25 protein-coding genes and 1 pseudogene are annotated in these 26,109 nt (G+C 64.0%); 23 read left to right on the top strand and 3 right to left on the bottom strand.

The window, feature by feature from the left end; genetic code table 11:
- The first annotated feature begins 2 nt into the window (after nt 1-2).
- The 6 genes from SIL87_RS04455 (at nt 3) to SIL87_RS04430 (ending at nt 5,892) form a co-directional block, all read left to right on the top strand.
- Nucleotides 3-1,247 (top strand): glycosyltransferase, encoded by a 1,245-nt coding sequence (locus SIL87_RS04455; protein WP_319613002.1) that lies wholly within the window; start codon nt 3-5, stop codon nt 1,245-1,247.
- A gap of 72 nt (nt 1,248-1,319) precedes the next feature.
- Nucleotides 1,320-2,375: a dTDP-glucose 4,6-dehydratase gene (rfbB, locus tag SIL87_RS04450; protein WP_319613001.1), complete on the top strand. Its 1,056-nt coding sequence runs from the start codon at nt 1,320-1,322 to the stop codon at nt 2,373-2,375.
- A gap of 286 nt (nt 2,376-2,661) precedes the next feature.
- Complete coding sequence (rfbA, locus tag SIL87_RS04445) at nt 2,662-3,543, top strand: glucose-1-phosphate thymidylyltransferase RfbA (protein WP_319613000.1); 882 nt, start codon at nt 2,662-2,664, stop codon at nt 3,541-3,543.
- Entirely contained in the window at nt 3,540-4,094 is a 555-nt protein-coding gene (rfbC, locus tag SIL87_RS04440) for a dTDP-4-dehydrorhamnose 3,5-epimerase (RefSeq protein ID WP_319612999.1), read from the top strand. The genes rfbA and rfbC overlap by 4 nt, the downstream gene beginning before the upstream one ends.
- Entirely contained in the window at nt 4,094-4,990 is an 897-nt protein-coding gene (gene rfbD, locus SIL87_RS04435) for a dTDP-4-dehydrorhamnose reductase (protein WP_319612998.1), read from the top strand. The genes rfbC and rfbD overlap by 1 nt, the downstream gene beginning before the upstream one ends.
- Entirely contained in the window at nt 4,987-5,892 is a 906-nt protein-coding gene (locus tag SIL87_RS04430) for a glycosyltransferase (protein ID WP_319612997.1), read from the top strand. The genes rfbD and SIL87_RS04430 overlap by 4 nt, the downstream gene beginning before the upstream one ends.
- Here SIL87_RS04430 and SIL87_RS04425 read toward each other — a convergent pair.
- On the bottom strand, nt 5,818-7,728 hold the full coding sequence (locus tag SIL87_RS04425) for an AI-2E family transporter (RefSeq protein WP_319612996.1): 1,911 nt from the start codon (nt 7,726-7,728) through the stop codon (nt 5,818-5,820). The two genes, SIL87_RS04430 and SIL87_RS04425, sit on opposite strands and share 75 nt — an antisense overlap.
- A gap of 204 nt (nt 7,729-7,932) precedes the next feature.
- Here SIL87_RS04425 and SIL87_RS04420 point away from each other — a divergent pair, with 204 nt between their 5' ends.
- The 5 genes and pseudogenes from SIL87_RS04420 to SIL87_RS20140 form a co-directional block, all read left to right on the top strand.
- Nucleotides 7,933-9,159: an MFS transporter gene (locus tag SIL87_RS04420; protein ID WP_319612995.1), complete on the top strand. Its 1,227-nt coding sequence runs from the start codon at nt 7,933-7,935 to the stop codon at nt 9,157-9,159.
- 86 nt (nt 9,160-9,245) lie between these two features.
- On the top strand, nt 9,246-10,412 hold the full coding sequence (locus SIL87_RS04415) for a glycosyltransferase family 4 protein (protein WP_319612994.1): 1,167 nt from the start codon (nt 9,246-9,248) through the stop codon (nt 10,410-10,412).
- A 260-nt stretch (nt 10,413-10,672) separates the two neighbouring features.
- A complete protein-coding gene (locus SIL87_RS04410; protein WP_319612993.1) occupies nt 10,673-12,091 on the top strand; it encodes a hypothetical protein in 1,419 nt (472 codons plus the stop codon).
- Nucleotides 12,063-13,235, top strand: a complete 1,173-nt coding sequence (locus SIL87_RS04405) for an IS4 family transposase (protein ID WP_319612992.1) — start codon at nt 12,063-12,065, stop codon at nt 13,233-13,235. The genes SIL87_RS04410 and SIL87_RS04405 overlap by 29 nt, the downstream gene beginning before the upstream one ends.
- Nucleotides 13,236-13,338: 103 nt before the next feature.
- Nucleotides 13,339-13,416, top strand: a pseudogene (locus tag SIL87_RS20140) (SEC-C metal-binding domain-containing protein); the annotation flags it as partial.
- A gap of 387 nt (nt 13,417-13,803) precedes the next feature.
- Here the strand turns inward: SIL87_RS20140 and SIL87_RS04400 are convergent.
- The gene (locus SIL87_RS04400) at nt 13,804-14,478 is read right to left on the bottom strand and encodes an Npun_F0296 family exosortase-dependent surface protein (RefSeq protein ID WP_319612991.1); all 675 of its coding nucleotides are present in this window, start codon (nt 14,476-14,478) and stop codon (nt 13,804-13,806) included.
- Nucleotides 14,479-14,783: 305 nt separating this feature from the next.
- Here SIL87_RS04400 and SIL87_RS04395 point away from each other — a divergent pair, with 305 nt between their 5' ends.
- The 10 genes from SIL87_RS04395 to tolB all read left to right on the top strand — a co-directional run bounded on the left by SIL87_RS04395 (nt 14,784) and on the right by tolB (nt 22,745).
- Nucleotides 14,784-15,533 (top strand): YebC/PmpR family DNA-binding transcriptional regulator, encoded by a 750-nt coding sequence (locus tag SIL87_RS04395; protein WP_319612990.1) that lies wholly within the window; start codon nt 14,784-14,786, stop codon nt 15,531-15,533.
- Nucleotides 15,534-15,802: 269 nt separating this feature from the next.
- Nucleotides 15,803-16,294 carry a hypothetical protein gene (locus tag SIL87_RS04390; protein ID WP_319612989.1) on the top strand — a complete coding sequence of 164 codons (492 nt, stop codon included), beginning with the start codon at nt 15,803-15,805 and terminating at the stop codon, nt 16,292-16,294.
- 198 nt (nt 16,295-16,492) lie between these two features.
- On the top strand, nt 16,493-17,011 hold the full coding sequence (ruvC, locus tag SIL87_RS04385; protein ID WP_319612988.1) for a crossover junction endodeoxyribonuclease RuvC: 519 nt from the start codon (nt 16,493-16,495) through the stop codon (nt 17,009-17,011).
- Nucleotides 17,008-17,619 carry a Holliday junction branch migration protein RuvA gene (gene ruvA / locus SIL87_RS04380; protein ID WP_319612987.1) on the top strand — a complete coding sequence of 204 codons (612 nt, stop codon included), beginning with the start codon at nt 17,008-17,010 and terminating at the stop codon, nt 17,617-17,619. Before ruvC ends, ruvA begins: the two co-directional genes overlap by 4 nt.
- Nucleotides 17,616-18,659 carry a Holliday junction branch migration DNA helicase RuvB gene (gene ruvB, locus SIL87_RS04375; RefSeq protein WP_319612986.1) on the top strand — a complete coding sequence of 348 codons (1,044 nt, stop codon included), beginning with the start codon at nt 17,616-17,618 and terminating at the stop codon, nt 18,657-18,659. The genes ruvA and ruvB overlap by 4 nt, the downstream gene beginning before the upstream one ends.
- Nucleotides 18,656-19,117, top strand: coding sequence for a tol-pal system-associated acyl-CoA thioesterase (gene ybgC, locus SIL87_RS04370; RefSeq protein ID WP_319612985.1), 462 nt, complete (start codon nt 18,656-18,658; stop codon nt 19,115-19,117). Before ruvB ends, ybgC begins: the two co-directional genes overlap by 4 nt.
- A 2-nt stretch (nt 19,118-19,119) precedes the next feature.
- Nucleotides 19,120-19,836 carry a protein TolQ gene (gene tolQ, locus SIL87_RS04365; protein ID WP_319612984.1) on the top strand — a complete coding sequence of 239 codons (717 nt, stop codon included), beginning with the start codon at nt 19,120-19,122 and terminating at the stop codon, nt 19,834-19,836.
- On the top strand, nt 19,836-20,279 hold the full coding sequence (gene tolR / locus SIL87_RS04360) for a protein TolR (protein WP_319612983.1): 444 nt from the start codon (nt 19,836-19,838) through the stop codon (nt 20,277-20,279). Before tolQ ends, tolR begins: the two co-directional genes overlap by 1 nt.
- A 65-nt stretch (nt 20,280-20,344) precedes the next feature.
- Complete coding sequence (locus tag SIL87_RS04355) at nt 20,345-21,304, top strand: hypothetical protein (RefSeq protein ID WP_319612982.1); 960 nt, start codon at nt 20,345-20,347, stop codon at nt 21,302-21,304.
- A gap of 31 nt (nt 21,305-21,335) precedes the next feature.
- Nucleotides 21,336-22,745 carry a Tol-Pal system beta propeller repeat protein TolB gene (gene tolB / locus SIL87_RS04350; protein WP_319612981.1) on the top strand — a complete coding sequence of 470 codons (1,410 nt, stop codon included), beginning with the start codon at nt 21,336-21,338 and terminating at the stop codon, nt 22,743-22,745.
- A gap of 26 nt (nt 22,746-22,771) precedes the next feature.
- Here tolB and SIL87_RS04345 read toward each other — a convergent pair whose 3' ends face one another.
- Entirely contained in the window at nt 22,772-23,638 is an 867-nt protein-coding gene (locus SIL87_RS04345; protein ID WP_319612980.1) for a lytic transglycosylase domain-containing protein, read from the bottom strand.
- A gap of 359 nt (nt 23,639-23,997) precedes the next feature.
- On the opposite strand from SIL87_RS04345, the gene SIL87_RS04340 reads away from it, so the two are divergent.
- Nucleotides 23,998-25,419 (top strand): lactate utilization protein B, encoded by a 1,422-nt coding sequence (locus SIL87_RS04340; RefSeq protein WP_319612979.1) that lies wholly within the window; start codon nt 23,998-24,000, stop codon nt 25,417-25,419.
- On the top strand, nt 25,416-26,108 hold the full coding sequence (locus SIL87_RS04335) for a LutC/YkgG family protein (RefSeq protein WP_319612978.1): 693 nt from the start codon (nt 25,416-25,418) through the stop codon (nt 26,106-26,108). Before SIL87_RS04340 ends, SIL87_RS04335 begins: the two co-directional genes overlap by 4 nt.
- Nucleotide 26,109: the final 1 nt, after the last annotated feature.

Raw genomic sequence — 26,109 nt, 5'->3', positions numbered from 1 at the left:
AGATGCTGATATTATGTGGTTTATTCGAGGCACTGCTAAATATGGGCTACGCCGGCGCCGACCTCTACGCCCTCACCTCGCGCGAAGACCCGCTGCCCACCACCGTCATCGAAGCCATGGCCACCGGCATCCCCAGCATCGCCTTCGAGGGCACCGGCGGCATCCCCGACCTCCTGCGCGAAACCGCCACCGGCAGCGTCGTCCCGATGGGCGACATCACTGGCTTCGCCCACGCCATCACCCAGCGCCTCGACCACACCACTTTGGAATCCGACCGCCCCCGCATCGCCGCGATCGCCGAACGCCGGTTCGATTTCCCCGCCTACACCGCCAACCTCCTCACTTTGGCCCACCCTGCCCTGCTCCGCATCTCCGCCGCCATTCTCAGCTTCAACTACCGCGACTACCTCGCCGACCGCCTCGCCACCGTGTTCGGCCAGACCTACCCCCTCACCGAAACCCTCCTGCTCGACGATGGCTCGACCGACGGATCGGTCGCCGAAGCCCTCCGCCTCGCCTCCGACTGGCAACGCCACCTCGCCCTGCACCGCAACCCGACCAATAACGGCTCGGTCTTCGCCCAATGGCGCCGCGCCGCCCACCTCGCCCAGGGCGATTACGTCTGGATCGCCGAAGCCGACGATCAGGCCGACCCCCGCCTGCTCGCACGCCTCGCGGACGCCATCGCCCACACCCCGGACACGCTCATGGCCATCGCCGATTCCCGCGCCATCGATGCCACCGGCAAAACCCTGATGGCCGACTATCAGCGCTACTACGCCGAATCCGGCGCGCCCGCCCTCGGCCAGTCCTTCACCATGCCGGGCCGCGACTTCGCGACAAACTTCCTCGCCACCCGCAACCTCATCCTCAACGTCAGCGCCGTGCTGTTCCGCCGCACCGCCCTGCTCGCCGCGCTCGACCGGCTCGGCACCGAACTCGACCAGTTCAAACTGGCCGGCGACTGGCGGGTCTACCTCGAAATCCTCACCACCCAGCCCGGCAGCGTCGCCTGGGTCGCCGAACCCCTCAACCACCACCGCCGCCACGAACGCGGCATCACCGCCTCCCTCGCCCCGGAACGCCACCTCGACGAAATCGCCCTGATCCACACCCTCGCCGCCGAACGCCTCGACCTCGACGCCACCGCCCGCGCCCGCCAGACCGCCGATCACCAAACCCTGGCCGATCGGTTCGGTGTCGCAAAATTCGACACTGCGTTGCACAATTCGATGAGGCCTGCTTAATATGCCGTAAGGCTTCCACCTGCGGCTGCAACGACAAAACGACTCAACAGACCAGAACAACTGGGGTTCGGCATGAATATCATGATCACCGGAGGCTGCGGCTTCATCGGTTCGGCAGTGATCCGGCACATCATCGCCACGACCGACCACACCGTCGTCAACATCGACAAAATGACCTACGCCGCCTCCGAAGCCGCGCTCGATCAAGCCCGCTCCGACCCGCGCCACACCCTCATCCGCGCCGACATCACCGACGCCGAAGCCATGCGCAGCGCCCTGGCCACCCACCAGCCCGACCTCATCATGCACCTCGCCGCCGAATCCCACGTCGATCGCTCGATCGACGGACCCGCCGACTTCATCAACACCAACATCACCGGCACCTTCATCCTGCTGGAAGCCGCCCGCACCTACTGGGCCGCCCTGCCCGAACCCCGTAAATCCGCCTTCCGCTTCCACCATATCTCAACCGATGAAGTCTTCGGCGCCCTCGAAGCCAACGACCCGCCCTTCACCGAAACCACCCCCTACGACCCCCGCAGCCCCTACTCCGCCAGCAAAGCCGCCTCCGACCATCTGGTACGCGCCTGGCACCACACCTACGGCCTGCCCACCATCGTCTCCAACACCACCAACAATTACGGCCCGTGGCAGTTCCCCGAAAAACTCATCCCCCTCATCCTGCTCAACGCCCTCGACGGCAAACCCCTCCCCGTCTACGGCGACGGCTCGAACATGCGCGACTGGCTCTACGTCGACGATCACGCCGAAGCCCTCGCCCTCATCGCCCTCAACGGCACCCCCGGCGCCACCTACGCCATCGGCGCCCGCCAACCCCGCACCAACCTCGACGTCGTCACCACCATCTGCAACCTCCTCGACCAGCAACACCCCGACCCCGCCGGCCCCCGCACCCGCCTCATCCGCTTCGTCACCGACCGCCCCGGCCACGATTTCCGCTACGAAATCGACCCCACCACCTCCGAATCCGCCCTCCACTGGCACGCCACCCACAATTTCGAATCCGGCATCGCCCGCACCATCCAATGGTACCTCGCCAACACCGCGTGGTGGCACCCCATCCGCACCGCCCGCTACGCCGGCCAACGCCTGGGAACCGCGGCATGAGGGGGGTGCCGGTGCCGCAAAGGCCGGGGCTTCGCCCCGCGCCCCACCAATGGGCGCTGCCCCTTGGAACCCCGCCAAAGGCTGAGCCTTTGGAATCCATCAGTTTCAGGATGGGGGTGGGCTGTCGAGGCCATGGCCGCGAACCATCCCGTGCCGCGCCCACCCCCATCCTGAAACTCCGGGTTCTAAGGGCTAAGCCCTTAGCGGAGGTCCAGGAGGCGGCGCCTCCTGGTGGGGTCCGGGGCAACGCCCCGGCCTTCCCGGCAACCGGCACACCCCTCACGCCATGATTACCAAGGGCATTATCCTGGCGGGGGGGTCGGGGACGCGGTTGCATCCGACGACGCAGGCGACGTCCAAGCAGTTATTGCCGGTTTATGACAAGCCGATGGTGTATTATCCGTTATCGACGTTGTTATTGGCGGGGATACGGGATGTGTTGTTGATTTCGACTCCGGCGGATCTGCCGCAGTTCCAGCGGTTGCTTGGGGATGGGTCGCAGTTCGGGATTTCGATGACGTATGCGGAGCAGGCGTCGCCCGACGGGTTGGCGCAGGCGTTTCTGATCGGCGAGGAGTGGCTGGGGGGGCAGGCGTGTGCCTTGGCGCTGGGCGATAATCTGATTCATGCCGATCATTTGTCGGTATCGTTGCGGGCGGCGGCGTGCCGGCCGGAGGGGGCGACGGTGTTTGCCTATCAGGTGCGCGATCCCGAGCGGTATGGTGTGGTGAGTTTCGATCATGAGGGTCGTGCGGTCGAGATTGTCGAGAAGCCGGCGGTGCCGTCCTCGAACTGGGCGGTCACCGGGTTATATTTTTATGACGATCGGGTTACCCGGTTTGCCCATGCGATCAGGCCGTCGCCGCGTGGCGAGCTGGAAATCACTGATCTGAACCGGCTTTATCTCGAAGACGGGTCGCTGCATGTCGAAAGGCTCGGGCGCGGCACGGCGTGGCTCGATGCCGGGACGCCGGATTCCCTGTTGCAGGCGGCGTTATTCGTGCAGACAATCCAGCAGCGTCAGGGCAATCTGGTCGGCTGTCCGGAGGAGGTGGCGTTTCGCATGGGATTCATCGATGCGGCAACATTGAGGGGGCGGGCGGTGAAGCTGGGAAAAACCGAACTGGGCCGCGTGCTGGTCGAGCTGGCGGATGGGTTGCACGCATGATCGAGGCACAGGCGATTGCGGAGGTTCTGGTGATCTCGCCGCCCCGGTTCGGCGATTCCCGGGGCTGGTTCAGCGAAAGCTGGAACAGCGCGAAGCTGGCGGCGCTCGGCTTCACCGAGCATTTCGTTCAGGACAACCATTCCTATTCCGCCCAGACCGGCACGATCCGGGGCCTGCATTGCCAGATCGCCCCGTTCGTGCAGGGCAAGCTGGTGCGGTGCGTGCGCGGATCGATCTGGGATGTCGCGGTGGACATCCGCAAGGGCTCACCCGACTATGGCAGGTTCGTCGCGGTCGAATTGTCGGCGGCCAACGGCAGACAGCTCTGGATTCCGGGCGGCTTCCTGCACGGGTTCTGCACGCTGGAGCCCGATACCGAGGTGATCTACAAAGTCACCGTCGGCTACGACAAGGCCTCCGAGCGTGGCGTGATCTGGAACGACCCCGATCTTGCCCTGCCCTGGCCGGTCGCCCCCGATCAGGCCGTGCTGTCGGACAAGGATGTGATCATGCCGCGTCTGGCCGCGTGCGAGCCGTGGTTCGCGATGTGATGACCGACCGCCCGATCCTCATCACGGGCGCAACCGGCCAGCTCGGCATGGCTCTGGCGGCGCAGGCCTCCCTCCCCTATCGCGCGGTCAGCCGCCCGGATTTCGATTTCGAGCGCCCCGAAACCATCGCGCATTGTTTCGCCGAAACCGCCCCCTCGCTGGTGATCAACGCGGCGGCGTGGACGGCGGTGGATGCCGCCGAGCAGCACGAGGCCGAAGCATGGCGCGCCAACTGCGACGGTCCGGCCCAGCTCGCCCGTCTCTGCCGCGATGCCGGGGTACCGCTGCTCCACGTCTCGACCGATTACGTGTTCGATGGCGCCAAGGGCAGCCCCTATCTGGAATCCGATCCCGTCGCCCCGCTCGGCGTCTATGGCGCGAGCAAGGAGGCGGGCGAGCGCGCGGTCCTCGCCTCGGGTGCGGAGGCCATGATCCTGCGCACCGCGTGGGTATTCTCCGCCCGCGGCAAAAACTTCGCCCGCACCATGATCAACGCCTCGCGCAAAACCAATGCGCTCCGCGTGGTGGGCGACCAGCGCGGCACCCCCACCGCCGCCGAGGATCTCGCCGGCGTCCTCCTCGCCATCGCCACGAAAATCCGCACCACTGGCTGGCAGCCCGCCTATCAGGGCATTTTCCACGCCACCAACGCGGGCGACACCACGTGGCACGGCTTCGCCGAAGCCATTTTCGACATCGCCGCTCCCTTGGGCGAATCCCGCCCCACCGTCACCGCCATCACCACCGCCGACTGGCCCACCCCGGTCCGCCGCCCCGCCGACTCCCGGCTCGACAACACCAAACTTGCGAACACGTTCGGCCTCCGCCTGCCCGACTGGCGCGACGCCACCACCCGCATCGTCACCGCGATGCTGTCAGCCGACGCCTCGCCATGATCGCGATCCTGCTTTCCACCTACAACGGCGCCCGTTTCCTGCCCGAGCAGTTGGAAAGCTTCGAACGCCAGACCGACGATGCCTGGCGCATCGTCTGGCGCGACGACGGCTCGACCGACGACACCCGCAGCATCATGGCCGCCTTCGCCGCCCGGATCGGCGATCACCGCTGCCGCGAAACCGCCAGTTCCGGCACCCATCTCGGCGCCGCCCAGAGCTTCCTCTCGCTGCTCCCCGAAGCCGCCGACGCCGATGCCGTCGCCTTCGCCGATCAGGACGATGTCTGGCTGCCCGACAAGCTCGCCCGCGCCCGCGATGCCCTCAAAGCCGCCGGCAACCAGGCCATGCTCTACTGCGCCCGCCAATATCTGGTCGACGAACACCTGCAGGGCCACAATCTCTCGATCCTCCCCGGCGACAAACCCGGTTTCCCCGCGAGCCTCACCCAGAACATCGTCCACGGCAACACCATGGTCATGAACCGCGCCGCCGCCGATCTGGTCGCCCGCATCCCCGGCCCGCCCGGCACGGTGCACGACTGGTGGAGCTACATCGTGATCACCGCCTGCGGCGGCCTCGTCGTGATCGACCCCAAGCCCGTCGTGCTCTACCGCCAGCACCGCGCCAACCTGATCGGCTCGCCGCCCTCCACCCTCGCCCGCGCGGTCGCCGCCCTCCGGCGCGGCCCCGGCATCTTCATGACCATGATGCGCCGCCACGTCACCCAGCTCGCCGCCCACACCGAATACCTCACCGATCAGGCCCGCGCCGACATCGCCCGCATCGGCGATGGTCTGCGCGGCGGCGTCGCCCCCCGCTCGCGCGCCCTACGCTGCCCCGGGCTGAAGCGGCAGACCGAGCTTGAAAACATGCTCTTCCGCCTCTGGTTCATGATCGGCTGAAACCACCCGGCCGCGCGCCGCCGTCGCCACCGCCTCGCCCAGCACCTGATCCACCGCCTCGCGCAGCGACGTCGGGTAAAACCTGGCCCCGATCGCCGCCTGAAAATCGCTGTAGCGCTCGTAATCCTCCTTGGTGGTCCAGAACCCCGCCGCCACCTTCACATCCGGCCGCAACCCCCGCACCCGCTGCGCCAGATACCGCAGGCTCGAAGGTGCCGCCGCGATATCGAGGTAGCACAGCACGATCATCGCCACCCCGTCGGTATCGAGGCTCGCAATATGCGTCCGCGCCGCCGCCTCATGCCCGACCACCCGCACCCCGACTCCGTGCCGCCCCAGCAATTGCGCCACGATATCGCACCCCTGCCGATCCAGCGGCCCGCGCCCCGCAATGCACAGCACCGGCGCATCGCCCTGCCACACCGCGGCCCAATCCTCCCGCGCCGGCAGCCCAACCGTCGGCCCAGTCTCATCCTCCCGGTCCCGATGCCCCGCAAGCCCGGCCAGCAATTCCTCGACCGTCTCGGTAATCCGCTCCAACTGTCCCGGATACAACGCCCCCCGCGTCGCATCCCCCGCCGCCAGCCGCAGCGCCGGCAGCACCACCTCGTCGTAATATTCCACCAGCGTATGATCCCGCAGCACCGCCTCGGCCTGATCCAGCGCCTCGTCCGGGTCCCCCGCCAGCGCCCGCTGATACAAAGTCTCCACCGGCGTCAGCGCCGGCCGGTCGCCCAGCAGCACATCGAGAAACTCCAGCCGCTCCACATGCCGCCCCAGCACCACGAACAGCAGCGTCAGCGGCGTCGACACCAGCAGCCCGATCGGCCCCCACAGCCACCCCCAGAAAATCGCCGCCACGATCACCGAAACCGGCGACAACCCGGTGGTCCGCCCATACATCATCGGCTCGACCACCTGCCCGGTCACCGTCTCGCCCACCCCGAACAGAATGAGCACCGCGATCACCATCCCCCACCCCGGCTCGATCGCCGCCGCCAGCAGCAACGGCGGCACCGCCGCAATAAAACTGCCGACATACGGAATGAACCGCGCCAGCGCCGTCAGCACCCCCCACAAAATCGCCCCCGGCACCCCGATAAGCGCAAGCCCCACGCCCACGATCACCCCGAAGGCGGCATTGATCAGAAACTTGGTCAGAAAATACCGACTCAGCCGATCCGCCGCATCATCGATCGCCGTGGTCGTCCGGTGCAGATCGTTCGACCCGAACAACCGGATCATCCGGTCCCGCAGATCCTCCCGATACAACAAAATGAACGTCGCCACCGTAAACACGATCACCATGGCCGCCAGCGGCCCCAGCACCGGCCCGATAATCCCCTTCGCCACATCGGTCGGCGAAACCGGCGGCGGCACCACCGAAACCCGTTCCGGCGGCTTCGGCGCACCCGCCACCGGCGCGCTTGGCGCCTTCGGGGCCGCCGCGCGCTGCAACTCCTTGCCCGCCTGCTTCACGAAACTGTCCAAATTGCCGATCGTCGCATCCCGGATTGTGTCGATCTTGTGCACGATCACCGTCTGCTCCTCCGGCACCTCCTGCACCAGCGCGCTCACCTGGGTACCGATCACCGCCCCCAGCCCCATCAGCACCACCAGCGGCAGCAGCATCGCCACCACCACCGAACCGCTCCGCCCGAAATGCCATCGCCGCAGAAACGCCGCGATCGGCGCCACCAGAAAACTCAGCAACACCGCCAGAGTAATGGGGATCAACACCTCGCGCGCGAAATACAGCGCGCCCACCACCACCACCGCCACCGCCAGCGAAAGCAGTCCGCGCAACCCCGGCGTCTCCGCGGGCGAAACACTCACAGGCCCGTCCGTTACCGGCCTTGGCCGCGAAATACGCATGTCTGGTCCCCCATCCACCCCATATGGGGCGGCCCATCGTCACAAAACAACCGCCCATCCCTCCTGCCCGCGCCCTGCGGCAGAATTGAAGCACGCCCGCCTTGTTTCAGCCCCACCTCCCGACCCCCTCGTGACTCCCGCCCCGAAACCGGGCATCCCCCCGCCATGGGGTTCATCTTCGCCGTCCTGGTCATCGACTCGCTCGGCTTCGGCCTGATCGCGCCCATCCTGCCCGAACTGGTCCAGAAACTCGCCCACGTCCCCGCCTCCCACGCCGCCCTCTGGGTCGGTGTCCTCAGCATGACCTTCGCCGCAACCCAGTTCTTCGCCGCCCCCATCCTCGGCCAGCTCAGCGACCGCTACGGCCGCCGCCGCCTCATCCTCATCTCCCTGTCCGGAAGTGCCGCCAACTACATCCTCCTCGCCTTCGCCCCCACCATCGGCTGGCTCTTCATCGGCCGCTTCCTCGCCGGCGCCACCGCCGGCAACGTCTCCGCCGCCAGCGCCTACATCGCCGACATCACCCCGCCCGAAAAACGCGCCCAGCGCTTCGGCCTGATCGGCGCCGCCTTCGGCCTCGGCTTCATGGCCGGCCCCATGCTCGGCGGCTTCCTCGGCGCGATCGACCTGCGCCTCCCCTTCCTCGTCGCCGCCGGCCTCGTCGCCCTCAACGTCACCTACGGCATCTTCGTCCTGCCCGAATCCCTCCCCGTCGAACGCCGCCGCCCGCTCCGCCTGCGCGAAGCCACCCCGCTCGGTGCCATGCGCCTGCTCACCACCGTCCCCCGCCTCTGGCGCCTCGCCGCCGCCTGGAGCGTCCGCTGGTTCGGCCTCGGTGCCCTCCAGGCCGTCCTCGTCCTCTTCACCGAACTCCGCTTCAACTGGGGCCCCCAGCAAAACGGCCTCCTCTTCGCCGCCGTCGGCGTCAGCTCGACCATCGTGCAATTCACTCTGGTGAAACGCGCCGTCGCCTGGTTCGGCGAACGCGGTGCCGCCCTCATCGGCTTCACCTCCAGCGCCATCGGCTACCTCCTGTTCGGCTTCGCCCCCACACCCGCCTTCCTCTTCATCGGCGTCGCCTTCACCTCCCTCGGCTCGATCGCCAACCCCGCCATCCGCAGCATGATCTCGCGCGCCCTCCCACCCGACCAGCAAGGCCGCATGGCCGGTGCCCTCTCCTCGATCGAAGGCCTCACCGCCATCGCCGCCCCCCTCACCGGCGCCTTCGTGTTCGACCTCTTCAGCCGCCACACCGCCTGGCGTCTCCCCGGCGCGCCCTTCGTCATGGTCAGCGCCATGCTGATCGGCGCCGGCTGGCTCATCCTCACCTCCGCCCCACCCAAACCCGACACGTCCACCCCCTCCACACCCCCGGCACCCGACACAATCTAGCCCACCCCCCTTGAAATCCGCCCGCCTTGCGCTTTTGCTCGATACATCGGAAACGACGATCTGAACCAAGGGCACCACCGCGCAGCATGTCGATCAGCGTCCACCTCGACCGAATCGGCACCGCCCCGCCCGGCACCGCCTCGCGCGACGACGCCCACCCCATCCACGCCGACACCATCCGCGTCCTCATGGCCACCCGCTACGCCCGCCTCGGGGCCAGCAGCCGCCTCCGCCTCCTGCAATACGCCGCCCCCCTCGCCACCTACGGCATCGCCTGCACCCCGCGCCCCTTCCTCTCCAACGATTACGTCACCGCCCTCTACGAAAACCGCTCGCGCCTCCCCGCCATCCTCGCCGCCTACGCCCGCGCCCCCGCACTCCACCGCGCCATCCGCGAACACGACATCGTCTGGATCGAAAAGGAACTCCTCCCCTTCCTCCCCGCCGCCTTCGAACGCACCCTCCTCGGCGCCGACCGCAAATTCATCCTCGATTTCGACGACGCCTGGTTCCTCCGCTACGGCAACGAACCCGGCGGAACCCTCCGCAACCGCCTCCTCCGCGCCACCCTCGGCAACAAATTCCCCGCCCTCCTTCGCCGCGCCGCCCTCACCATCGTCGCCAACCAGACCCTGCGCGACTGGGCCATCCGCAACGGCGCCCGCAACACCCTCCTCCTCCCCACCGTGGTCGACCTCGCCCACTACCCGATCACCCCGCGCCCACCCCACCCCACCTTCACCATCGGCTGGATCGGAACCCCGGTCACCGCCCCCTACCTCACCCGCCTCACCCCCACCCTCCAAACCCTCGCCCGCGAATCCCCCACCGAACTCCTCATCATCGGCGCCCCCAACTTCACCATCCCCGGCATCCCCTGCCGCCACCTCCCGTGGAGCGAAACCACCGAAGCCGCCACCATCGCGGAAATGGACGTCGGCATCATGCCCCTCCCGGATGACGCCTGGACCCGCGGCAAATCCGGCTACAAACTCATCCAGTATATGGCCTGCGGACGCCCCACCATCGGCAGCCCCGTCGGCGCCAACACCACCATCATCGACGACGGCACCACAGGCTTCCTCGCCACCACCGACACCGACTGGCTCACCCGACTCCGCCAACTCCGCGACACCCCCACCCTCCGCCAAACCATGAGCACCGCCGCCCGAACCCGCGTCGCCACCAACTACGCCCTCCAATCCACCGCCCCCCACCTCGCTCAGGCAATCCGGGCGATCGCAGGGAAGTAAGGTTAGGTCAGGTCAGGTAGAAGAATCTTCTTTTTTGTGAACAAAAAAGAAGCAAAAAAAACTTTGATCATTAAGAGCGGCCCGAAAAGCGGTCGTGAAACTAAAACTGCATCATTCCAAGACCGTTGACATAGCATTTACTTCGTGACGCTTTAGGCTGGATCGAATACTCCATGTCCGTTCTTGATTCGTTTCAAGAGTTCAGTTAGAGAGTGCTTGGTGAATGCTCGTGCATTTTATATTTTATTGGACGGTTGGAAGTGATCTCAAAATCTTTGGGTGTGACGGCTACTGAGCGTCTACTTGCTCAGCTTTGCGACCGAACGTTCCTCCGCTTATGGAGTTATGCAAATCCGTTCCGCAGCCCTGGAACTGAAATGTGCGACTTGATAGCCATCTCAGACGAGAATATTTTCTTATTTTTTGATCGTGAGGTCCGCATATCCAACGATACTGACGATCTTGAACTTGCATGGACGCGTTGGCACAAAAAAGTAATAACCGATCAGATAAATACAGCAAGAGGCGCAAAGCGGCACATCACAAGCGGCAGACCTATTTTTTCTGATCCAAAGTGCAAAAATCATATATCATTGCCTAACGATCGTTCTAAAATTAATATATTTCAGATAATTATCGCACACGGCGCAAAAGAAGCCTGCGAAGGATTTTCAACTGAAAACGTATATGGCAGTATGGCTATCGGATACGGTGATGTAAAATTACCTTTACAGCTCCCATTTATGATATCACTTAATAAAGATGATCCTACTCATGTATTAGATAGTCACAATCTTGAAATCATACTGAAAGAATTGGATACGATAAAAGATCTAACAGAGTATTTTGTTGAAAAAGAGCGTGTAATCAAAAAATATGATGGTCTAGTGTACGCTGGAGAAGAAGATTTACTTGCTCACTACTTCCTGAATTTTGATGATAAGGCCGAGAAATATCGCATCGGCCCACAGAAAAATAGCTGTAATTTCTTGGTAATTGGTGAGGGAGAGTGGAAACGTTTTGCAGCGTCCGCGCAATATCGTGAGCGGAATGAAGCCAATAAAATATCGTATCTTTGGGATAGATTGATTCAAAAGACCAGCAGACACATACTGGACGGGACCGCATTAGGTAATACAACTCCGTTTGGACCAAGCGCCGTTCAAGAGATGGCTAAGGAGGGACGTTTGGCCCGTCGCGCTCTAGCAAACGGGATAGCCGAAGCTATTAATTCGTTTCCTTATGAAGAACTTGATGAGGACAGTATCCAACGAAAAATGATCTTTATGACTTCATTCGATAGAACCAAAGGCTATGTTTTTCTTCAGATTAGAAAATTAAGAATTTCGAATTATGATATCTACAGAACTTTTCGTCAAAATTTACTAAAAATAGCTTGCGGCAGCGCTAAAAATAAATTTCCTGATCTGAAAAAAATTGTAGGAATAGCAACAGACGCCCCGAGATTCGCTGCGGAGAACTCAGAAGATCTTATTCTTCTCGAATGCGAAAAATGGTCGGATGAAGACTCTATCGAATACAAACGGGCGAACGAGCTCACGACTCCCCTTATTTTCCATAAGCGTAGGTCTTGCGCCGATTCGCTGCGATTCTCTACCAAGCGTTGGAATGCATGGATGAGGGTGGATCATGGGAATTGCAGCATCGAAAAAGCGTGACGGTGGGCGGTTGAAGGACATCCGCGCATTCATTGACGAGTTGTATGCCCACGATCTCCACGCCAAACGCGTTGACTCCCTGTCTGCTGCGACACTGGGCGTGATGACCGGCGCGTCGCTCGCCGTCGCGATGATCGGTCAGGCGTTGGCACAGGCGCGCGGGCTGGTGACCAAGCACGCGATCAAGCAGGTTGATCGCATGCTCAGTAACGAGAGTATCGACGTCTGGGAAAGCTTCGCCCGTTGGGTACCGCATTTGGTGGGTTCGCAGACCGACATCGTCGTTGCCATGGACTGGACGGATTTCGACGGCGACGATCAGGCAACGTTGGCGCTCAACCTGGTGAGCAGCCATGGCCGGGCAATGCCTCTGTTGTGGCTGTCGATGTGGAAAGATGAGCTGAAAGATCAGCGCAACGCCATCGAGGATACTTGCCTGCGCCGCCTGTCGGAGGTTGTCCCGCCCGGCTGCCGGGTGACCATCCTCGCCGACCGCGGCTTCGGTGACCACAAGCTGTTCGCGTATCTTGCGGAGCTTGGCTTTGCCTATGTCATTCGCTTTCGTGGCAACATCCATGTCACCGATGCCGCAGGCGAGACGCGAACCGCGGCGGACTGGGTCGGCAAATCAGGCCGGGCGCGCAAACTGCGTGGTGCGCGCGTCACCGCCTCGCACGCCTATCAGGTCGGTGCCGTGGTGTGCGTACATGCGCGTGACATGAAGGAGCCGTGGTGCCTGGCGAGCAGTGACGCCGTGGCGTCTGCAGGGACATTGATCAAGCAATATTCCCGGCGCTGGACGATCGAACCCAGCTTCAGGGACGTCAAGGATTTGCGTTTTGGGATGGGGATGGCTGAGATCCGCATCGCCGAACCAGAGCGGCGCGATCGGCTGCTGCTGATCAGCGCGTTTGCGATGGCGCTGCTGACCATGCTCGGGACGGCGGGCGAGAGCCTGGGAATGGATCGACTACTCAAGTCCAACACATCGAAGACCCGCTCACACTCGTTGTTCCGTCAGGGGTGCATGCTCTATGAATTGATCCCGAACATGCCGAAGCACCGGCTACTGCCTCTGATGCGGCGGTTCACGGAAATGCTGCGCAGCAGCGGCATATTCGGCAATTCCATGCCGGCTACGTAATGAGGGGATGAGTGAGGCGAACGAGATGTTGGGATTTTTTGAAACCGGAACCCCAAAGGACCGGAGATTTACAGATTTTGTGAGCCAATAGAAACTCCTTGGTCGAAACGATCGATGTCACTGTGGTTCGGGAAGAAAATATAAAAATTGGCATGGATCAACCGCTTCTCAGCAAGGTTAAGGCAAAGTGGCGAAGCACGCGTAGGGTGGGGTGCACTTGAGCACCCCACCACGTCGCCGCCCCAACCTTTCGGCCTGATACGCCCACGCCCAGCCGTCTTGCCAAAACTACCTGCACGGTAAAAAATCGTAGGGCGGAAAAGCGAAGCGCAATACGCCGCTATCGTGCGCCACCTACCCCATCGCCTATCTCTCCGTCCTGAACCGCAAACTGGAAGACGCCAAACTCCGGTTCAGCGACCTCGGCAGCCGTGCCGCAGCAAAGGCCAGCAACGCGTCACCGTGCATGTGATTCGCAGCACAAATCACATGCGTAACCCGGCCCGGCCGCCGGGTGGTGCGGCGATCAACCGCCGCCTCACCCGGCGCTACCGACCGCTCAGTGCAATCAGCCGCGCGTCTTGCGCTTGCGAAGCACCAGACCCAGCCCCATCAAACCGGTGCCGAGCAGCAGAAGCGATCCGGGTTCGGGAACAGGAGTGCTCGGGTTGAATTCAAACGGCGATTTGGTGGTCACAACGACCGTCGTAAACGGCGCCAGACTCCCGATCGAGACGTAAGCATTCAACGACTTGCCATCCAGTTGCGGAATCGCGTCGAATATCTGCCGACCATCGATGGTCTGACCAGCCGATGTCTTGAACGACAGGACATTGTCGCTGCTCACACTGCCCCAGATCAGATCGAACGTCGTCTGCGGCGACTGAAAGGTAATAGTGACATTCGAAGGGTTCGCATGAAACGCTTTTGGCTCCGCAACCAGATAATTCTCGTCGCTCGTGCCAAAGGGCGACGCCGCGATACCGGTTTTGCTGCCCGAATAGACGCCCGAATTTCCAACGAAACTGATCGTTTCACCGGAGACGGTAAACGGGCTGGTGACCGTTTGCTTGCCGGAGCCATTGCCGGTGCCAAGATCAAGCAAGGTAAAGGGCAACTTTGTTTTACTGGTGTAAACACCACCAAAAATCGTCGGCATGGTCCCGGCGTTGGCCACGGCAATGCCGCCCACCGACAAAGCCAGAAATCCCAGCCCACGAAACAGATAAGAACGAAGTTTCATAAATGATCCTCAATAAGTGCGTCTAAAAACTTAAGCAAAAACCATGCCAGACATGAATTAATCGTAATTTCAATAATTTACCAATCTCACGAACGCGTGAGTGAAAAAAATCCTGACAATCCTGCCAATTCTCGCAAAATGAGATCGGTCTGGCGCTGATCGCCACGCTCCGTCTGGTGAGCCACATTTCCCCATCCCATCGCGTCCCCGCCCACCCTGACAAACCCGCCCACCCCTGCTATGCCGCCCCCCTCGACACCGAACCCATCGAGCGAACCCATCGAGCGAACCCATCGAGGCAGACCATGGCCGGACATTCCCAGTTCAAGAACATCATGCACCGCAAAGGCGCGCAGGACATCCGCCGCGCCCGGCAATTCGCCAAACTCATCCGCGAAATCACCGTCTCCGCCAAACAAGGCCTGCCGGACCCCGCCGCCAACCCCCGCCTCCGCGCCGCCTGCGCCGCCGCCCGCCAATCCAACATGCCCCGCGACACCATCGAACGCGCCATCAAAAAAGCCGCCGGACAAAACGGCTCGGATGACTACGTCGAAGTCCGCTACGAAGGCTACGGCCCCGCCGGAATCGCCATCATCGTCGAAGCCCTCACCGATAACCGCAACCGAACCGCCTCCGATATCCGCACCGCCTTCTCCAAACACGGCGGAACCCTCGGCGAATCCAACTCCGTCTCCTTCATGTTCGACCGCATCGGCCTCATCCGCTACCCCGCCACCGCCGCCAGCGCCGACGCCATGCTCGAAGCCGCCATCGAAGCCGGCGCCGACGACGCCCAATCAACCACCGACCACCACGAAATCACCTGCGCCGTCGAATCCTTCTTCGCCGTCCGCGATACCCTCGAATCCCACTTCGGCGAACCCGAAACCGCCAAACTCGACTGGCGCCCCACCACCACCACAACCCTCGACGAAGACGCCGCTCGCGCCGTCCTCAAACTCATCGACGCCCTCGAAGACAGCGACGACGTCCAAAACACCTACGCCAACTTCGAAATCCCCGACACCATCATGCAATCCCTCGACTCCTGACCCACGCCACCGCGAGCCCAGCGAAGCAATCAGTTTCGCAAAAGATAAGGCAAAAAGAGTTCTTTTTTGCAAAAAAGAACCAAAAAACTCTCTGACTCTGAGCCCGTTCCCCTGACACCGCCCATAGCCCAAATAACAAAAGTTTTTTGCTACTTTTTTTCAAAAAAGTAGCCCTTCCTCGCCTGCCCTTCCCTTCTCTCCGCTTTCTCACCTCCCGCCTCCTATGCTTATAGTCCCGTGTGACCCAAGCATCTCCCCCTCGTGAAGCCTTGACCGAAAACTTCAAAGTCATATTTGAAGACTTCCGCCATGCCTACGAGGCGGGCGCCGATCACCATCATCCCGCCATCGTAAAATTCATGGAACTTCTGTTCCTCCTGCTCGACAGCATCGCCGCCAGCCTCGCGAAAGCCGTCGCAGCGCTATCCAACCCGCTCGCGCCCACCCGCGAACAACGGCACACCCCCAATCCCACACCCGCAAAACCCCGCCGCCCGCGCACCCCCGCGCCGCGCCCGCACGATTCTGGCTGGTTGGACGATCCATATCCCACAACCCCCATTCCCGCCGCCCCGGCCGTCCGCGAGCCCGTCGCTCCGGTCGAACCCCCGGCACCGCGCGCTCACACCGCGCCCCAACCAACCCCGATCCGCCGCATCATTGACCTCGACCACACCACCCATTTCCGCCCCCCAAAGCGAAAATTTGCCGCTCCCAATCCGCAATCAGTCACGCCTATATCGTTACGATATCGTAACTAAATAGGGAAAAGGCAAAGGCAGGCCTTCTTTTTGTGAACAAAAAGAAGCAAAAAAACTTTGCTCCTCTGGGTCCGTGACCTTTCACCGCCACGCCCCGGCGAATAGAAGTTTTTTGCTACTTTTTTTCAAAAAAGTAGCCCTTCCTTCCTCACAGCCCCGAATTTGGGCCACCGCCGCCCCCGGCGTATAACCCCGCCAATGGCGATTCGCGCGCGCATTCTGGGGCTTGATCCCGGCCTACGTTTCACCGGCTTCGGCATCATCGAGGTCGATGGCAACCGCCTGCGCCATATTGCGGACGGGGTCATCCCCACCGATGGCGATACCTCGGTCGCCGAGCGTCTCCGCGTTCTCGATGCCGCCCTGACCGAACTCCTCCAAACCTACGCCCCCGATTTCGCCGCTGTCGAGGAAACCTACGTCAACCGCAACGCCACCGCGACCCTCAAACTCGGCTACGCCCGCGGTGTCGCCCTCCTCGCCCCCGCCCGCGCCGGCATCCCGGTTGCGGAATACGGGGCCAAAACCGTCAAACGCGCTGTTGTCGGTACCGGCAACGCCGAAAAATCCCAGGTCGCCCTCATGGTCCGCCGTCTCCTCCCCGGTGCCACGATCAAACGCGCCGACGCCGCCGACGCCCTGGCCGTCGCCATCTGCCACGCCCATCACCTCGCCACCGCCTCCGCCATCCCCGCTCCATTGGCCGCAACCGCATGATCGGCAAACTCACCGGCCTCGCCGAACAGATCGAAGACGGCCGCTGCCTGATCGATGTCGGCGGCGTCGGCTATGTCGTCTTCCTCTCCGCCCGCAGCCTGTCGGCCCTCCCCGCCCCACCCGCCCGCGCCAGCCTGCTGATCGAAACCCAGGTCCGCGAAGACGCCATCACCCTTTACGGTTTCATCGACAGCGCCGAACGCGACTGGTTCCGCCTCCTCACCACCATTCAGGGCGTCGGCTCCAAAGTCGCCCTGGCCCTGCTCTCCGCCCTCCCGCCCGACAAACTCGCCAGCGCCATCGCGAGCGCGGACCGCGCCGCCATCACCCGCGCCCCCGGCGTCGGCCCCAAACTCGCCGCCCGCCTGATCGCCGAACTCCGCGAACGCATCGCCGCCATGCCCACCGGCACCAGCTTCGCCCCCGTCCCGATCCTCCCCGCCACCACAACCCCCACGCTCGCCGGCGACGCCATCTCCGCCCTGACCAACCTCGGCTACCGGCGCGGCGAGGCCGAACAGGCCGTCGCCGCCACCCTCGCCACTCTCGGCCCCGACACCACGCTTGATGCCCTGATCCGCGACGGCCTGCGTCGCCTCGCCCGATGACCGAACCCGAAGACTCCCGCCTCCTCTCCGCCGCCCGCGACACCGAGGACGGACCCGAAGCCGCCCTCCGCCCCCAAACCCTCGCCGATTTCACCGGCCAGCAGGCCAGCCGCGAAAACCTCGCCATCTTCATCGCCGCCGCCCGGGGCCGTGGCGACCCGCTCGATCACGTCCTCCTCCACGGCCCGCCCGGCCTCGGCAAAACCACCCTGGCGCAAATCATCGCCCGCGAAATGGGTGTCGGCTTCCGCGCGACCTCCGGCCCGATCATCCAGAAAGCCGGCGACCTCGCGGCGATCCTGACCAACCTTCAGCCGAAGGACGTCCTGTTCATCGACGAAATCCACCGCCTCCAACCCGCGATCGAGGAAGTCCTCTACCCCGCGATGGAGGATTTCGTCCTCGACCTCATCATCGGCGAAGGCCCCGGCGCCCGCTCGGTCCGGATCGACCTGCCCCGCTTCACCCTGATCGGCGCCACCACCCGCTCCGGCCTGCTCGCCAACCCGCTGCGCGACCGCTTCGGCATCCCGCTCCGCCTGATCTTCTACACGCCGGAAGAATTGACACGGATTGTAACCCGCGCCGCCCATCTGTTGAACATGAACCTCACCCCGGACGGCGCCGCCGAAATCGCCAAGCGCTCGCGTGGCACCCCCCGCATCGCCGGCCGCCTGACCCGCCGCATCCGCGATTTTGCAACCGTCGCGGGCACCACCACCATCGACCGCGCCGCCGCCGACGCCGCCCTCCGCCGGCTCGACGTCGATCATCGCGGCCTCGACGCCATGGACCGCCGCTATCTCCGCCGGATCGCCGAACATCATAACGGCGGCCCGGTCGGCATCGAAACCCTCGCCGCCGCCCTGTCCGAACCGCGCGACACGCTGGAAGACGTGGTCGAACCCTTCCTGATCCAGGAGGCCCTGCTCACCCGCACCTCGCGGGGCCGCATGCTCGGGCGCGACGCCTGGTCCCATCTCGGCATCATCCCGCCCCCGTCGCCCAACGGCCAGCAGGACCTGCTGTTCGAACCATGAACGAACTGCGCAACGGCATCCACCGCCTGGGGTTGCGGATCTATTTCGAGGATACCGATGCTGGCGGCATCGTCTATCACGCCAATTACCTGCGCTACGCCGAACGCGCCCGTTCCGAGGCCCTGCGCACCCTCGGCGCCCCCCACGCGGAAATGATCGCCACCCACCACCGGATGTTCGTGGTGCGCCGCGCCAATATCGACTATGAGCGGCCCGCGCGACTCGATGACTGGCTGGTGGTAACAACCCGTGTCCTCGCCATCGGCGCGGCGCAGGTCACGCTTGACCAGACGATCTGGCGCGACGATGTGGCGCTGGTGCGGATCGACCTCGGGCTTGCCTGTATCGACGCGGTCAGTCAAAGGGCCGCACGACTCCCGGTGCCGATGCGTGCGGCGCTGGAGCGGATGCGGGTAGGCGGAATTGCAGACGGCCCTCGTGCCGTGGAAGGGACTTGAACATGGATCAGGCTGTCAACGCCGCGGGGCTCGCCGCACCGAGTGCGAATCTGTCACTGCTCAGCCTGTTTATGCAGGCGAGCTTCGTGGTGCAGTTCGTCATGCTGCTGCTGCTCGCCGCCAGCATCTGGGTCTGGGCGATCATCATCGAGAAAACCATCACCATCCGCCGGGTCAACCGCGACGCCACCGCCTTCGAGGACAAATTCTGGTCGGGCCGCAGCCTCGATGAGCTTTACGAACAGGAAGGCTCCGAACCCGGCCACCCGATGGCCGCGGTCTTCGGTGCCGCCATGGGCGAATGGCGCCGCTCCTCCCGCGTCGCCGGGGCCGATATCGTCCGCTCCAGCATCAACGAACGGGTCGACCGGGCCATGGGTGTGACCACAATGCGCGAGATGGAACGGCTCGAACGCCACATGGTGTTCCTCGCCTCGATCGGCGCGGTCGCGCCCTTCGTCGGCCTGTTCGGCACCGTCTGGGGCATCATGCACTCCTTCGCCGCGATCGCCGCGATGCACAACACCAATCTCGCGGTCGTCGCCCCCGGCATCGCCGAGGCGCTGTTCGCCACCGCGATCGGCCTGGTCGCCGCTATTCCCGCCGTGCTCGCCTATAACAAGCTCTCGACCGATCTCTCCCGCGTCGCCGCGCGGCTCGAAGCGTTCGGCGCGGAATTCAGCGCCATCCTGTCGCGCCAAGCCGAAGAGCGCGCATAATGGCCGGCGGTCTGCTCGACAACAAACGCGGCAACCGGCGCAGCCGCTATCGCCCGATGGCGGAAATCAACGTGACCCCGCTGGTCGACGTCATGCTGGTGTTGCTGATCGTGTTCATGATCACCGCCCCGCTGATCACCTCGGGCGTCTCGGTCAATCTGCCCCAAGCCAACGCCAAGCCGGTCAATACCGACGCGACCCCCATCACCATCACCATCAACGCAGCGGGCGATGTCTACCTCCAGAACTCGAAGGTGGCGCTGACCAATCTGGTCGCGACCCTTCAGCAGATCGCGAAGAACAACACCGATCGCCGGATCTTCGTCCGGGGCGATACCAGCGTGCCCTACGGCACCATGCTGAAAGTGATGGCCACCATCACCGATGGCGGTTTCGACAAGGTCGCCCTGCTCGCGCAGCAGCCAACCCCGTCAGCCCGCTGAACCGGTCGGTCGGAATGCGGGATCGCGACCATATCGGCGGGAAGGCCTGACCGGTGGAACCACGGTTGAAGCGGAGCGCGCTGATTTCGGGGCTGGTGCATCTGGCCGTGATCCTGCTCGCGATCGTGGTGCTGCCGACCGAAAAGCTGAAATCGCCCGCGACCGCCGCGGTGGACGTGACGATCATCGGGCCGCACGTGCCCCAGCAGGCCCTGCACAAGGGCAAAGTCCCGGCGCCGGCCAACACGAAACAGGTCCATAAGGCGCATCTCAGCAAGGAAAGGCCGAAGGACCAGCCGAAAGTCGCGCCACCGCCACCGCCCCCGCCGCCGCCGCCCACACCGCACGCCCAGCCGAAACTGCCGCGCCCGCCCGCCCCCGCACCGCCGCCGCCGCCGCCAACCCGCGCCCCGACGCCACTGCCCACACCGCCGCCACCGCCGCCGCAGCCGCCTCGTCCGCCACCGAAAAAACCGGTGGTGAAGCCTGCCAAAAAACTACCGCTGCCGCCGAAAAAGCAGCCGCCCACCCCGGCGCCAAAGAGCCCGACCAGCCAGAAGCACGTGGTCAAGACCCCGGCGGCGATGAGCCAGTCGGTCCTGAACACGATCGCGAAACTGCGGTCGCTGGAAAAACAGAAAAAAGCGCCGACCGCGAAGTACAACCCGCGTCAGGGCGGTGCCCCGCAAGGCGGGGGCACGAAAATGAGCACGGCGAATTCCGGCCTCTCGGCGGCGCAGCGCAATGCGATCGGCTCGGAAGTCCAGCCGTGCTGGGGGATCGATGCCGGTGCGCCGGGCGTCTCAAGCTTCAGCGTGCTGTTGCAGGTGGTGACCGATGCCTCCGGCGTGGTGCGCGAGGCCGAAGTCGCCCCCGCCGATCAGGGCAAACTGGGCGACCCGGTATTCGCGGCGTTCGCGCAGAGAGCTGTCGATGCGGTGAAAAACTATCAATGTGCCAAGCTGCCGCTTCCGCCTTATATGCTCGGCTCGGTTCATACCTTCATATTCCGCTTCACGCCGTAATACCGCCGAATTTACACGATAGAGGTTACCGATGACGACAGATCGCCCAAGCCCACAGCCCCATCCGCGCGTGCCCGGCACGATGGTCGAACGCCTGGCACCATTATCGCGCCGCTTCATGCTCGGCGCGGGGGCGGCGGGTCTGGTCCTGCCCGGCATCGCGCGGGCGCAATCGGCAACCAGCGGGCCGAGCGATGCGATCAACGTGTCCGGCGCGCACAACGCCCCGATCCCGATTGCCCTGCCCGCCTTCACCAATGCCAGCGGCGGGACGTCGGAGCTGGGGGATCAGATGATCCAGGTGATTACCTCCGATCTCGATCATTGCGGCCTGTTCCGCTCGATCGGGCAGAGCAGCTTCGTGCCCAATTCCACCGCGAACGGCGTGCCGGTCTGGGCGAACTGGTCGATCCTGGGCGCTCAGGCCCTGGTCACCGGCAGCGTGACCGATCAGGGCGGCGGTCAGGTCCGGGTGGAATACCGGTTGTGGAGCATCGCCGATCAGAAGCAGCTGCAAGGGACCGCCTACACCACGGCCTCGGGCAACTGGCGGCGCATCGCTCACATCATCGCCGATGACATCTATCAGCAGATGATCGGGGAAAAAGGCTATTTCGACACCCGCGTCGCGTTCATCTCGGTGTCCGGCCCGCCGACCAGCCCGACACGGCGGCTCGCGATCATGGATTACGACGGCGCCGAAGTCCGCTTTCTGACATCGGGCCGCTGGATGGCCCTGACCCCGCAGTTCAACCCCACCCGCCAGCAGCTCGCTTTCGTCAGCTTCGAAAACAACCGCCCCCGCGTGTTTCTGTTCGATCTGCAGACCGGCGCGCGTTCCGTGGTCGGCGGGTTCGGGGAAATGAGCATCGGGCCGCGTTTCAGCCCGGACGGCAGCGCATTGCTGATTTCGGTGACCAAGGGCGGTGGCGCGATGATCGTGAAATACGATCTTGGCAGCCGCCAGATGCGTCCCCTGACCGATGCCAATTCGATCAACGTGACGCCCTGCTACAGTCCCGATGGCACCAAGATCGTCTTCGCCTCCGACCGCGACAGCCCGGGCGAGCAGCAATTGTTCGTCATGGGGGCGGATGGATCGAGTCCGAGCCGGATTTCCTACGGCAAGGGCAGCTACGCGGAGCCCGACTGGTCGCCGCGCGGGGATTTGATCGCGTTCACCCGGATCGGTTCGGGCGGGTTCGGGATCGGGGTGATGAAGCCCGATGGTTCGGGCGAGCGCCTGCTCTCGCAGGGGTTTCTCGAAGGCGGCTCGACCTTCTGCCCGAACGGGCGGGTCATCATGTTCTACCGGCAGACCCCGCTGCGGGTCGGCAACGTGTCGCATCTCGTCACGATCGGCAGTGACGGGTTCAACGAGCGGGTCACGCCGACGCCGACCGATGCGACCGATCCATCCTGGGGTCCGCTGCTGTCCTGATCGTGAGCGGGGCGCGGAGATAGCCCTCATTTCGCCCCCGTGATCGGGATCGGGTCGCGCCGGTAGGCGGCGAGACCGCGCCCGACCGCACCGGCGGTGCCACCGCCTGAAGGAATCGCGGTGGCGATCGGGATCAATGCGGCGCGGCCCCGCAAGCCGGTGAAGGCGAAACCGCCGACGCCGAAATGGCGCAGCGGGATCGCACCGGCCTGCGGCTTGACGCTTTTGGTATCCGGTGTGGGGATCGCCGTCATCGCGCCTGGCGTCATTGCGCTGATCGGGGTCAATTGCGGCAGATTGCCTGGTGCCGGGCCGCCCTGATCGTGCCACACGGCGAAGACCTCGCGCGCATAGGGCGTTCCGAGTGCGGCGGTCTGCGAGTGGTAGGCCGCCACGGCCTGGGTCCAGCCGCCGGTCCGGGTTTTGAGGCGGCGAAGGAATTGCGCCCCGTACACGGCGTTGGCGACGGGGTCGAATGCCTGGGCCAGACTGGTGAACGCATCCGGATGATGGGCCAGATTGATCTGCATGCACCCGATATCGAGCGAATTGATCCCCTGGCTTTCGAACGATTGCGCCGCGGCAATCGCTTCGGCTTCGGTGGCATACATGTGACCCGCGCCATTCGCATCGATCGTCCAGGGCCAGGCCGCGCGATGCCCGGTCGCCGCATCCTGGCGACCGCTTTCGACCGTGGCGATCGCGTTCAGCAGACCCGGCGGGGTGTGAACCATGGCCTGCGCCATATTGACCGCCGCGGCGCACAGGGTCGAAGGATCGGCAACGGGGACGAAAGCCGGCACCGCCCCTTCGGGCAGGGCCGCAGCGATCCGCGGCCAGACCATGCCGACCCACGCCACCATCAATGCCACGACGATCCGATACCGGTTCATGACGGGTGGTATGCCGGTAAATGATTAATTTGGAGTTAGTTTCCGCCCATATCGACGCCACGCCGGACAAATTGATGGCAAATCAGGCGAATCCCCATCGGAATCGCGATGCTGCACTGCAAAATAGTTCTTGCATCATGCTTAGCCTATGCGTATAACCATCTTCAGCAACACGGCGGCTTGTTCGCTATGTTTGCTTTCTTGGACGTTTCCTCCCTAAACTTGGCGGCACGAAAGTGTCGCCATTTTTTTTGACCTGGAAACAAACCGGATCTCACGCGCGATGATCGTCGGCCCCAAGGCGGTCTTTGCGCCGCGCAATGGAGCTTCTACACTGGTTTCCAGCCCCGGAGTAGCTCATGCTCAATACCAGTCCTGCCTTCAAGTCCAACGTTCGCGCCGCGCTCGACGATGCCGGGCTGCAGAAGGCGCTCGCCCGGGCGAAAAAGCCCTTCGCTGAAACCCGGACCGCCGCGGTCGGGCGGCTTCCGGAATTCGAGGCGCTTCGCGAGACCGCCAAAGGCATCAAGAACCACACCATCGCCCATCTCGATGTCTATCTCGATCACTATACGCGCCAGGTCGAGTCGCATGGCGGCCAGGTGCATTGGTGCCGCGATGCCGCCGATGCGCGCGACGCGGTGCTGGAAATCTGCCGCTCGGTCGGGGCGCGAACGGTCACCAAGGGCAAGTCGATGATTTCCGAGGAGATCGGTCTCAACGAGTTTCTTGCCGAACAGGGGATCGAGCCGATCGAGACCGATCTCGGCGAATATATCCTGCAACTGCGCAACGAGGCCCCCAGCCACATCATCGGCCCGGCCTTCCATCTCAATCGCGAGGATTGGGAGGAAAGTTTCCGCGCCGCCCACACCCATCTGCCGAGCGACCGGGTCTTTCCCGAAAAGCGCGATATCCAGGCCGAGGCCCGCGCCGTGCTGCGGGAAAAATTCATCGCCGCCGATGTCGGCATCACCGGGGCCAATTTCCTGATCGCCGAGACCGGCACCTCGATCATCGTGACCAACGAGGGCAATGGCGACCTCACGCAAACCCTGCCGCGCGTGCACATCGTGCTGGCTTCGCTGGAAAAAGTGGTGCCGACCATCGAGGACACGGTTTCGCTGCTGCGGGTATTGGCGCGCTCGGCGACCGGGCAGGAGTTTTCGGTCTACACGACGTTCTCGACCGGCCCGAAACGCGCGGGCGATCTCGACGGGCCGGAGCAATATCACGTCATCCTGCTCGATAATGGCCGTTCCAACATGGTCGGCACCGAGTTTCAGGACATGCTGCGCTGCATCCGCTGCTCGGCCTGCATGAACCACTGCCCGGTCTATCTGACGGTCGGGGGTCATGCCTATGGCTCGATGTATTCCGGGCCGATGGGCAGCGTGCTGACGCCGGCGATCTTCGGCGCGGATCAGGCGCATCTGCTGCCCAGCGCCTCGACGTTCTGCGGCAAATGCGAGAGCGTCTGTCCGATGAAGATACCCCTTACCGGCATGATGCGGCATTGGCGGGAACGCGCCTTCGAGCGCAACCTCGCCCCGGCGACGACGCGCTACGGCATCGGGGTCTGGGGATTTTTTGCGCGCCGCCCCGCCCTCTACCGCGCCGTGACCCGCATGGCCGCCGGGGCGATGGGGCTTGCCGGGCGCAAACGCGGCCGGTTCGGCTGGTTGCCCTTCGCCGGAGCCTGGACCACGGCGCGCGACATGCCGGCACCGGAGGGCGAGACCTTCTTTGCCCGTTACGCACGGGAGCAGCGCGGCCGATGAAAATCGACAACCAGGCCCGCAAGGCCGCGATTCTCGGCAGCATCCGGCGCGGGCTCCGGCGCGATGCCCTGCCGGCGGATCAGGCGATGATGATCGAGGCGCGGCTGGCCGCCCATCCGCGCCAGATCATTCCCGCCCGGTCATTGCAGGATCACGAGGCGCTGGTCGCGCTGTTCATCGCCAACGCCACACGCGAATATGCCACGATCGACCATATCGCCGACCGGGCCGACCTGCCCGAGGCGATCGCGACCTATCTGCGCGGCCAGAACCTGCCGCTCGACCTCGTGATCGCGCCCCATCCCGAGTTGGAGTCGATCGACTGGGCGGCGCACACCCTGCTGACCACCCGCTACGGGCGTGCCACCCCGACCGACATGGTCTCGCTTCAGGCCGGGTTCGCCGGTATCGCTGAAACCGGCACCCTGATGCTGCCCTCCGGTGCGGCGACGCCGACCACGCTCAACCTGTTGCCGGATACCGAGATCGTGGTGCTCGACGCCGACGCCATCGTGGGGCCGTATGAGGATGCGTTCGACCGGCTGCGCGCTGCGGGGCCGATGCCGCGCAATGTCATGCTGGTCACCGGCCCGTCGCGCTCGGCGGATATCGAGCGGACGCTGGAACTCGGCGCGCATGGGCCGCGCCGGCTGCATATCGTGCTGGTCGGGGCGCAGAACGCCGGATAAA

This window comes from Acidiphilium acidophilum (genome assembly GCF_033842475.1).
GTDB lineage: Bacteria > Pseudomonadota > Alphaproteobacteria > Acetobacterales > Acetobacteraceae > Acidiphilium > Acidiphilium acidophilum.
This window is presented reverse-complemented; position numbering and strand designations above follow the sequence as displayed.

Coding starts and splice junctions, on each gene's coding strand:
- SIL87_RS04455 (WP_319613002.1), top strand. CDS start 3: ATGCTGATATTATGTGGTTTATTCGAGGCACTGCTAAATATGGGCTAC.
- rfbB (WP_319613001.1), top strand. CDS start 1,320: ATGAATATCATGATCACCGGAGGCTGCGGCTTCATCGGTTCGGCAGTG.
- rfbA (WP_319613000.1), top strand. CDS start 2,662: ATGATTACCAAGGGCATTATCCTGGCGGGGGGGTCGGGGACGCGGTTG.
- rfbC (WP_319612999.1), top strand. CDS start 3,540: ATGATCGAGGCACAGGCGATTGCGGAGGTTCTGGTGATCTCGCCGCCC.
- rfbD (WP_319612998.1), top strand. CDS start 4,094: ATGACCGACCGCCCGATCCTCATCACGGGCGCAACCGGCCAGCTCGGC.
- SIL87_RS04430 (WP_319612997.1), top strand. CDS start 4,987: ATGATCGCGATCCTGCTTTCCACCTACAACGGCGCCCGTTTCCTGCCC.
- SIL87_RS04420 (WP_319612995.1), top strand. CDS start 7,933: ATGGGGTTCATCTTCGCCGTCCTGGTCATCGACTCGCTCGGCTTCGGC.
- SIL87_RS04415 (WP_319612994.1), top strand. CDS start 9,246: ATGTCGATCAGCGTCCACCTCGACCGAATCGGCACCGCCCCGCCCGGC.
- SIL87_RS04405 (WP_319612992.1), top strand. CDS start 12,063: ATGGGAATTGCAGCATCGAAAAAGCGTGACGGTGGGCGGTTGAAGGAC.
- SIL87_RS04400 (WP_319612991.1), bottom strand. CDS start 14,478: ATGAAACTTCGTTCTTATCTGTTTCGTGGGCTGGGATTTCTGGCTTTG.
- SIL87_RS04395 (WP_319612990.1), top strand. CDS start 14,784: ATGGCCGGACATTCCCAGTTCAAGAACATCATGCACCGCAAAGGCGCG.
- ruvC (WP_319612988.1), top strand. CDS start 16,493: ATGGCGATTCGCGCGCGCATTCTGGGGCTTGATCCCGGCCTACGTTTC.
- ruvA (WP_319612987.1), top strand. CDS start 17,008: ATGATCGGCAAACTCACCGGCCTCGCCGAACAGATCGAAGACGGCCGC.
- ruvB (WP_319612986.1), top strand. CDS start 17,616: ATGACCGAACCCGAAGACTCCCGCCTCCTCTCCGCCGCCCGCGACACC.
- ybgC (WP_319612985.1), top strand. CDS start 18,656: ATGAACGAACTGCGCAACGGCATCCACCGCCTGGGGTTGCGGATCTAT.
- tolQ (WP_319612984.1), top strand. CDS start 19,120: ATGGATCAGGCTGTCAACGCCGCGGGGCTCGCCGCACCGAGTGCGAAT.
- tolR (WP_319612983.1), top strand. CDS start 19,836: ATGGCCGGCGGTCTGCTCGACAACAAACGCGGCAACCGGCGCAGCCGC.
- tolB (WP_319612981.1), top strand. CDS start 21,336: ATGACGACAGATCGCCCAAGCCCACAGCCCCATCCGCGCGTGCCCGGC.
- SIL87_RS04345 (WP_319612980.1), bottom strand. CDS start 23,638: ATGAACCGGTATCGGATCGTCGTGGCATTGATGGTGGCGTGGGTCGGC.
- SIL87_RS04340 (WP_319612979.1), top strand. CDS start 23,998: ATGCTCAATACCAGTCCTGCCTTCAAGTCCAACGTTCGCGCCGCGCTC.
- SIL87_RS04335 (WP_319612978.1), top strand. CDS start 25,416: ATGAAAATCGACAACCAGGCCCGCAAGGCCGCGATTCTCGGCAGCATC.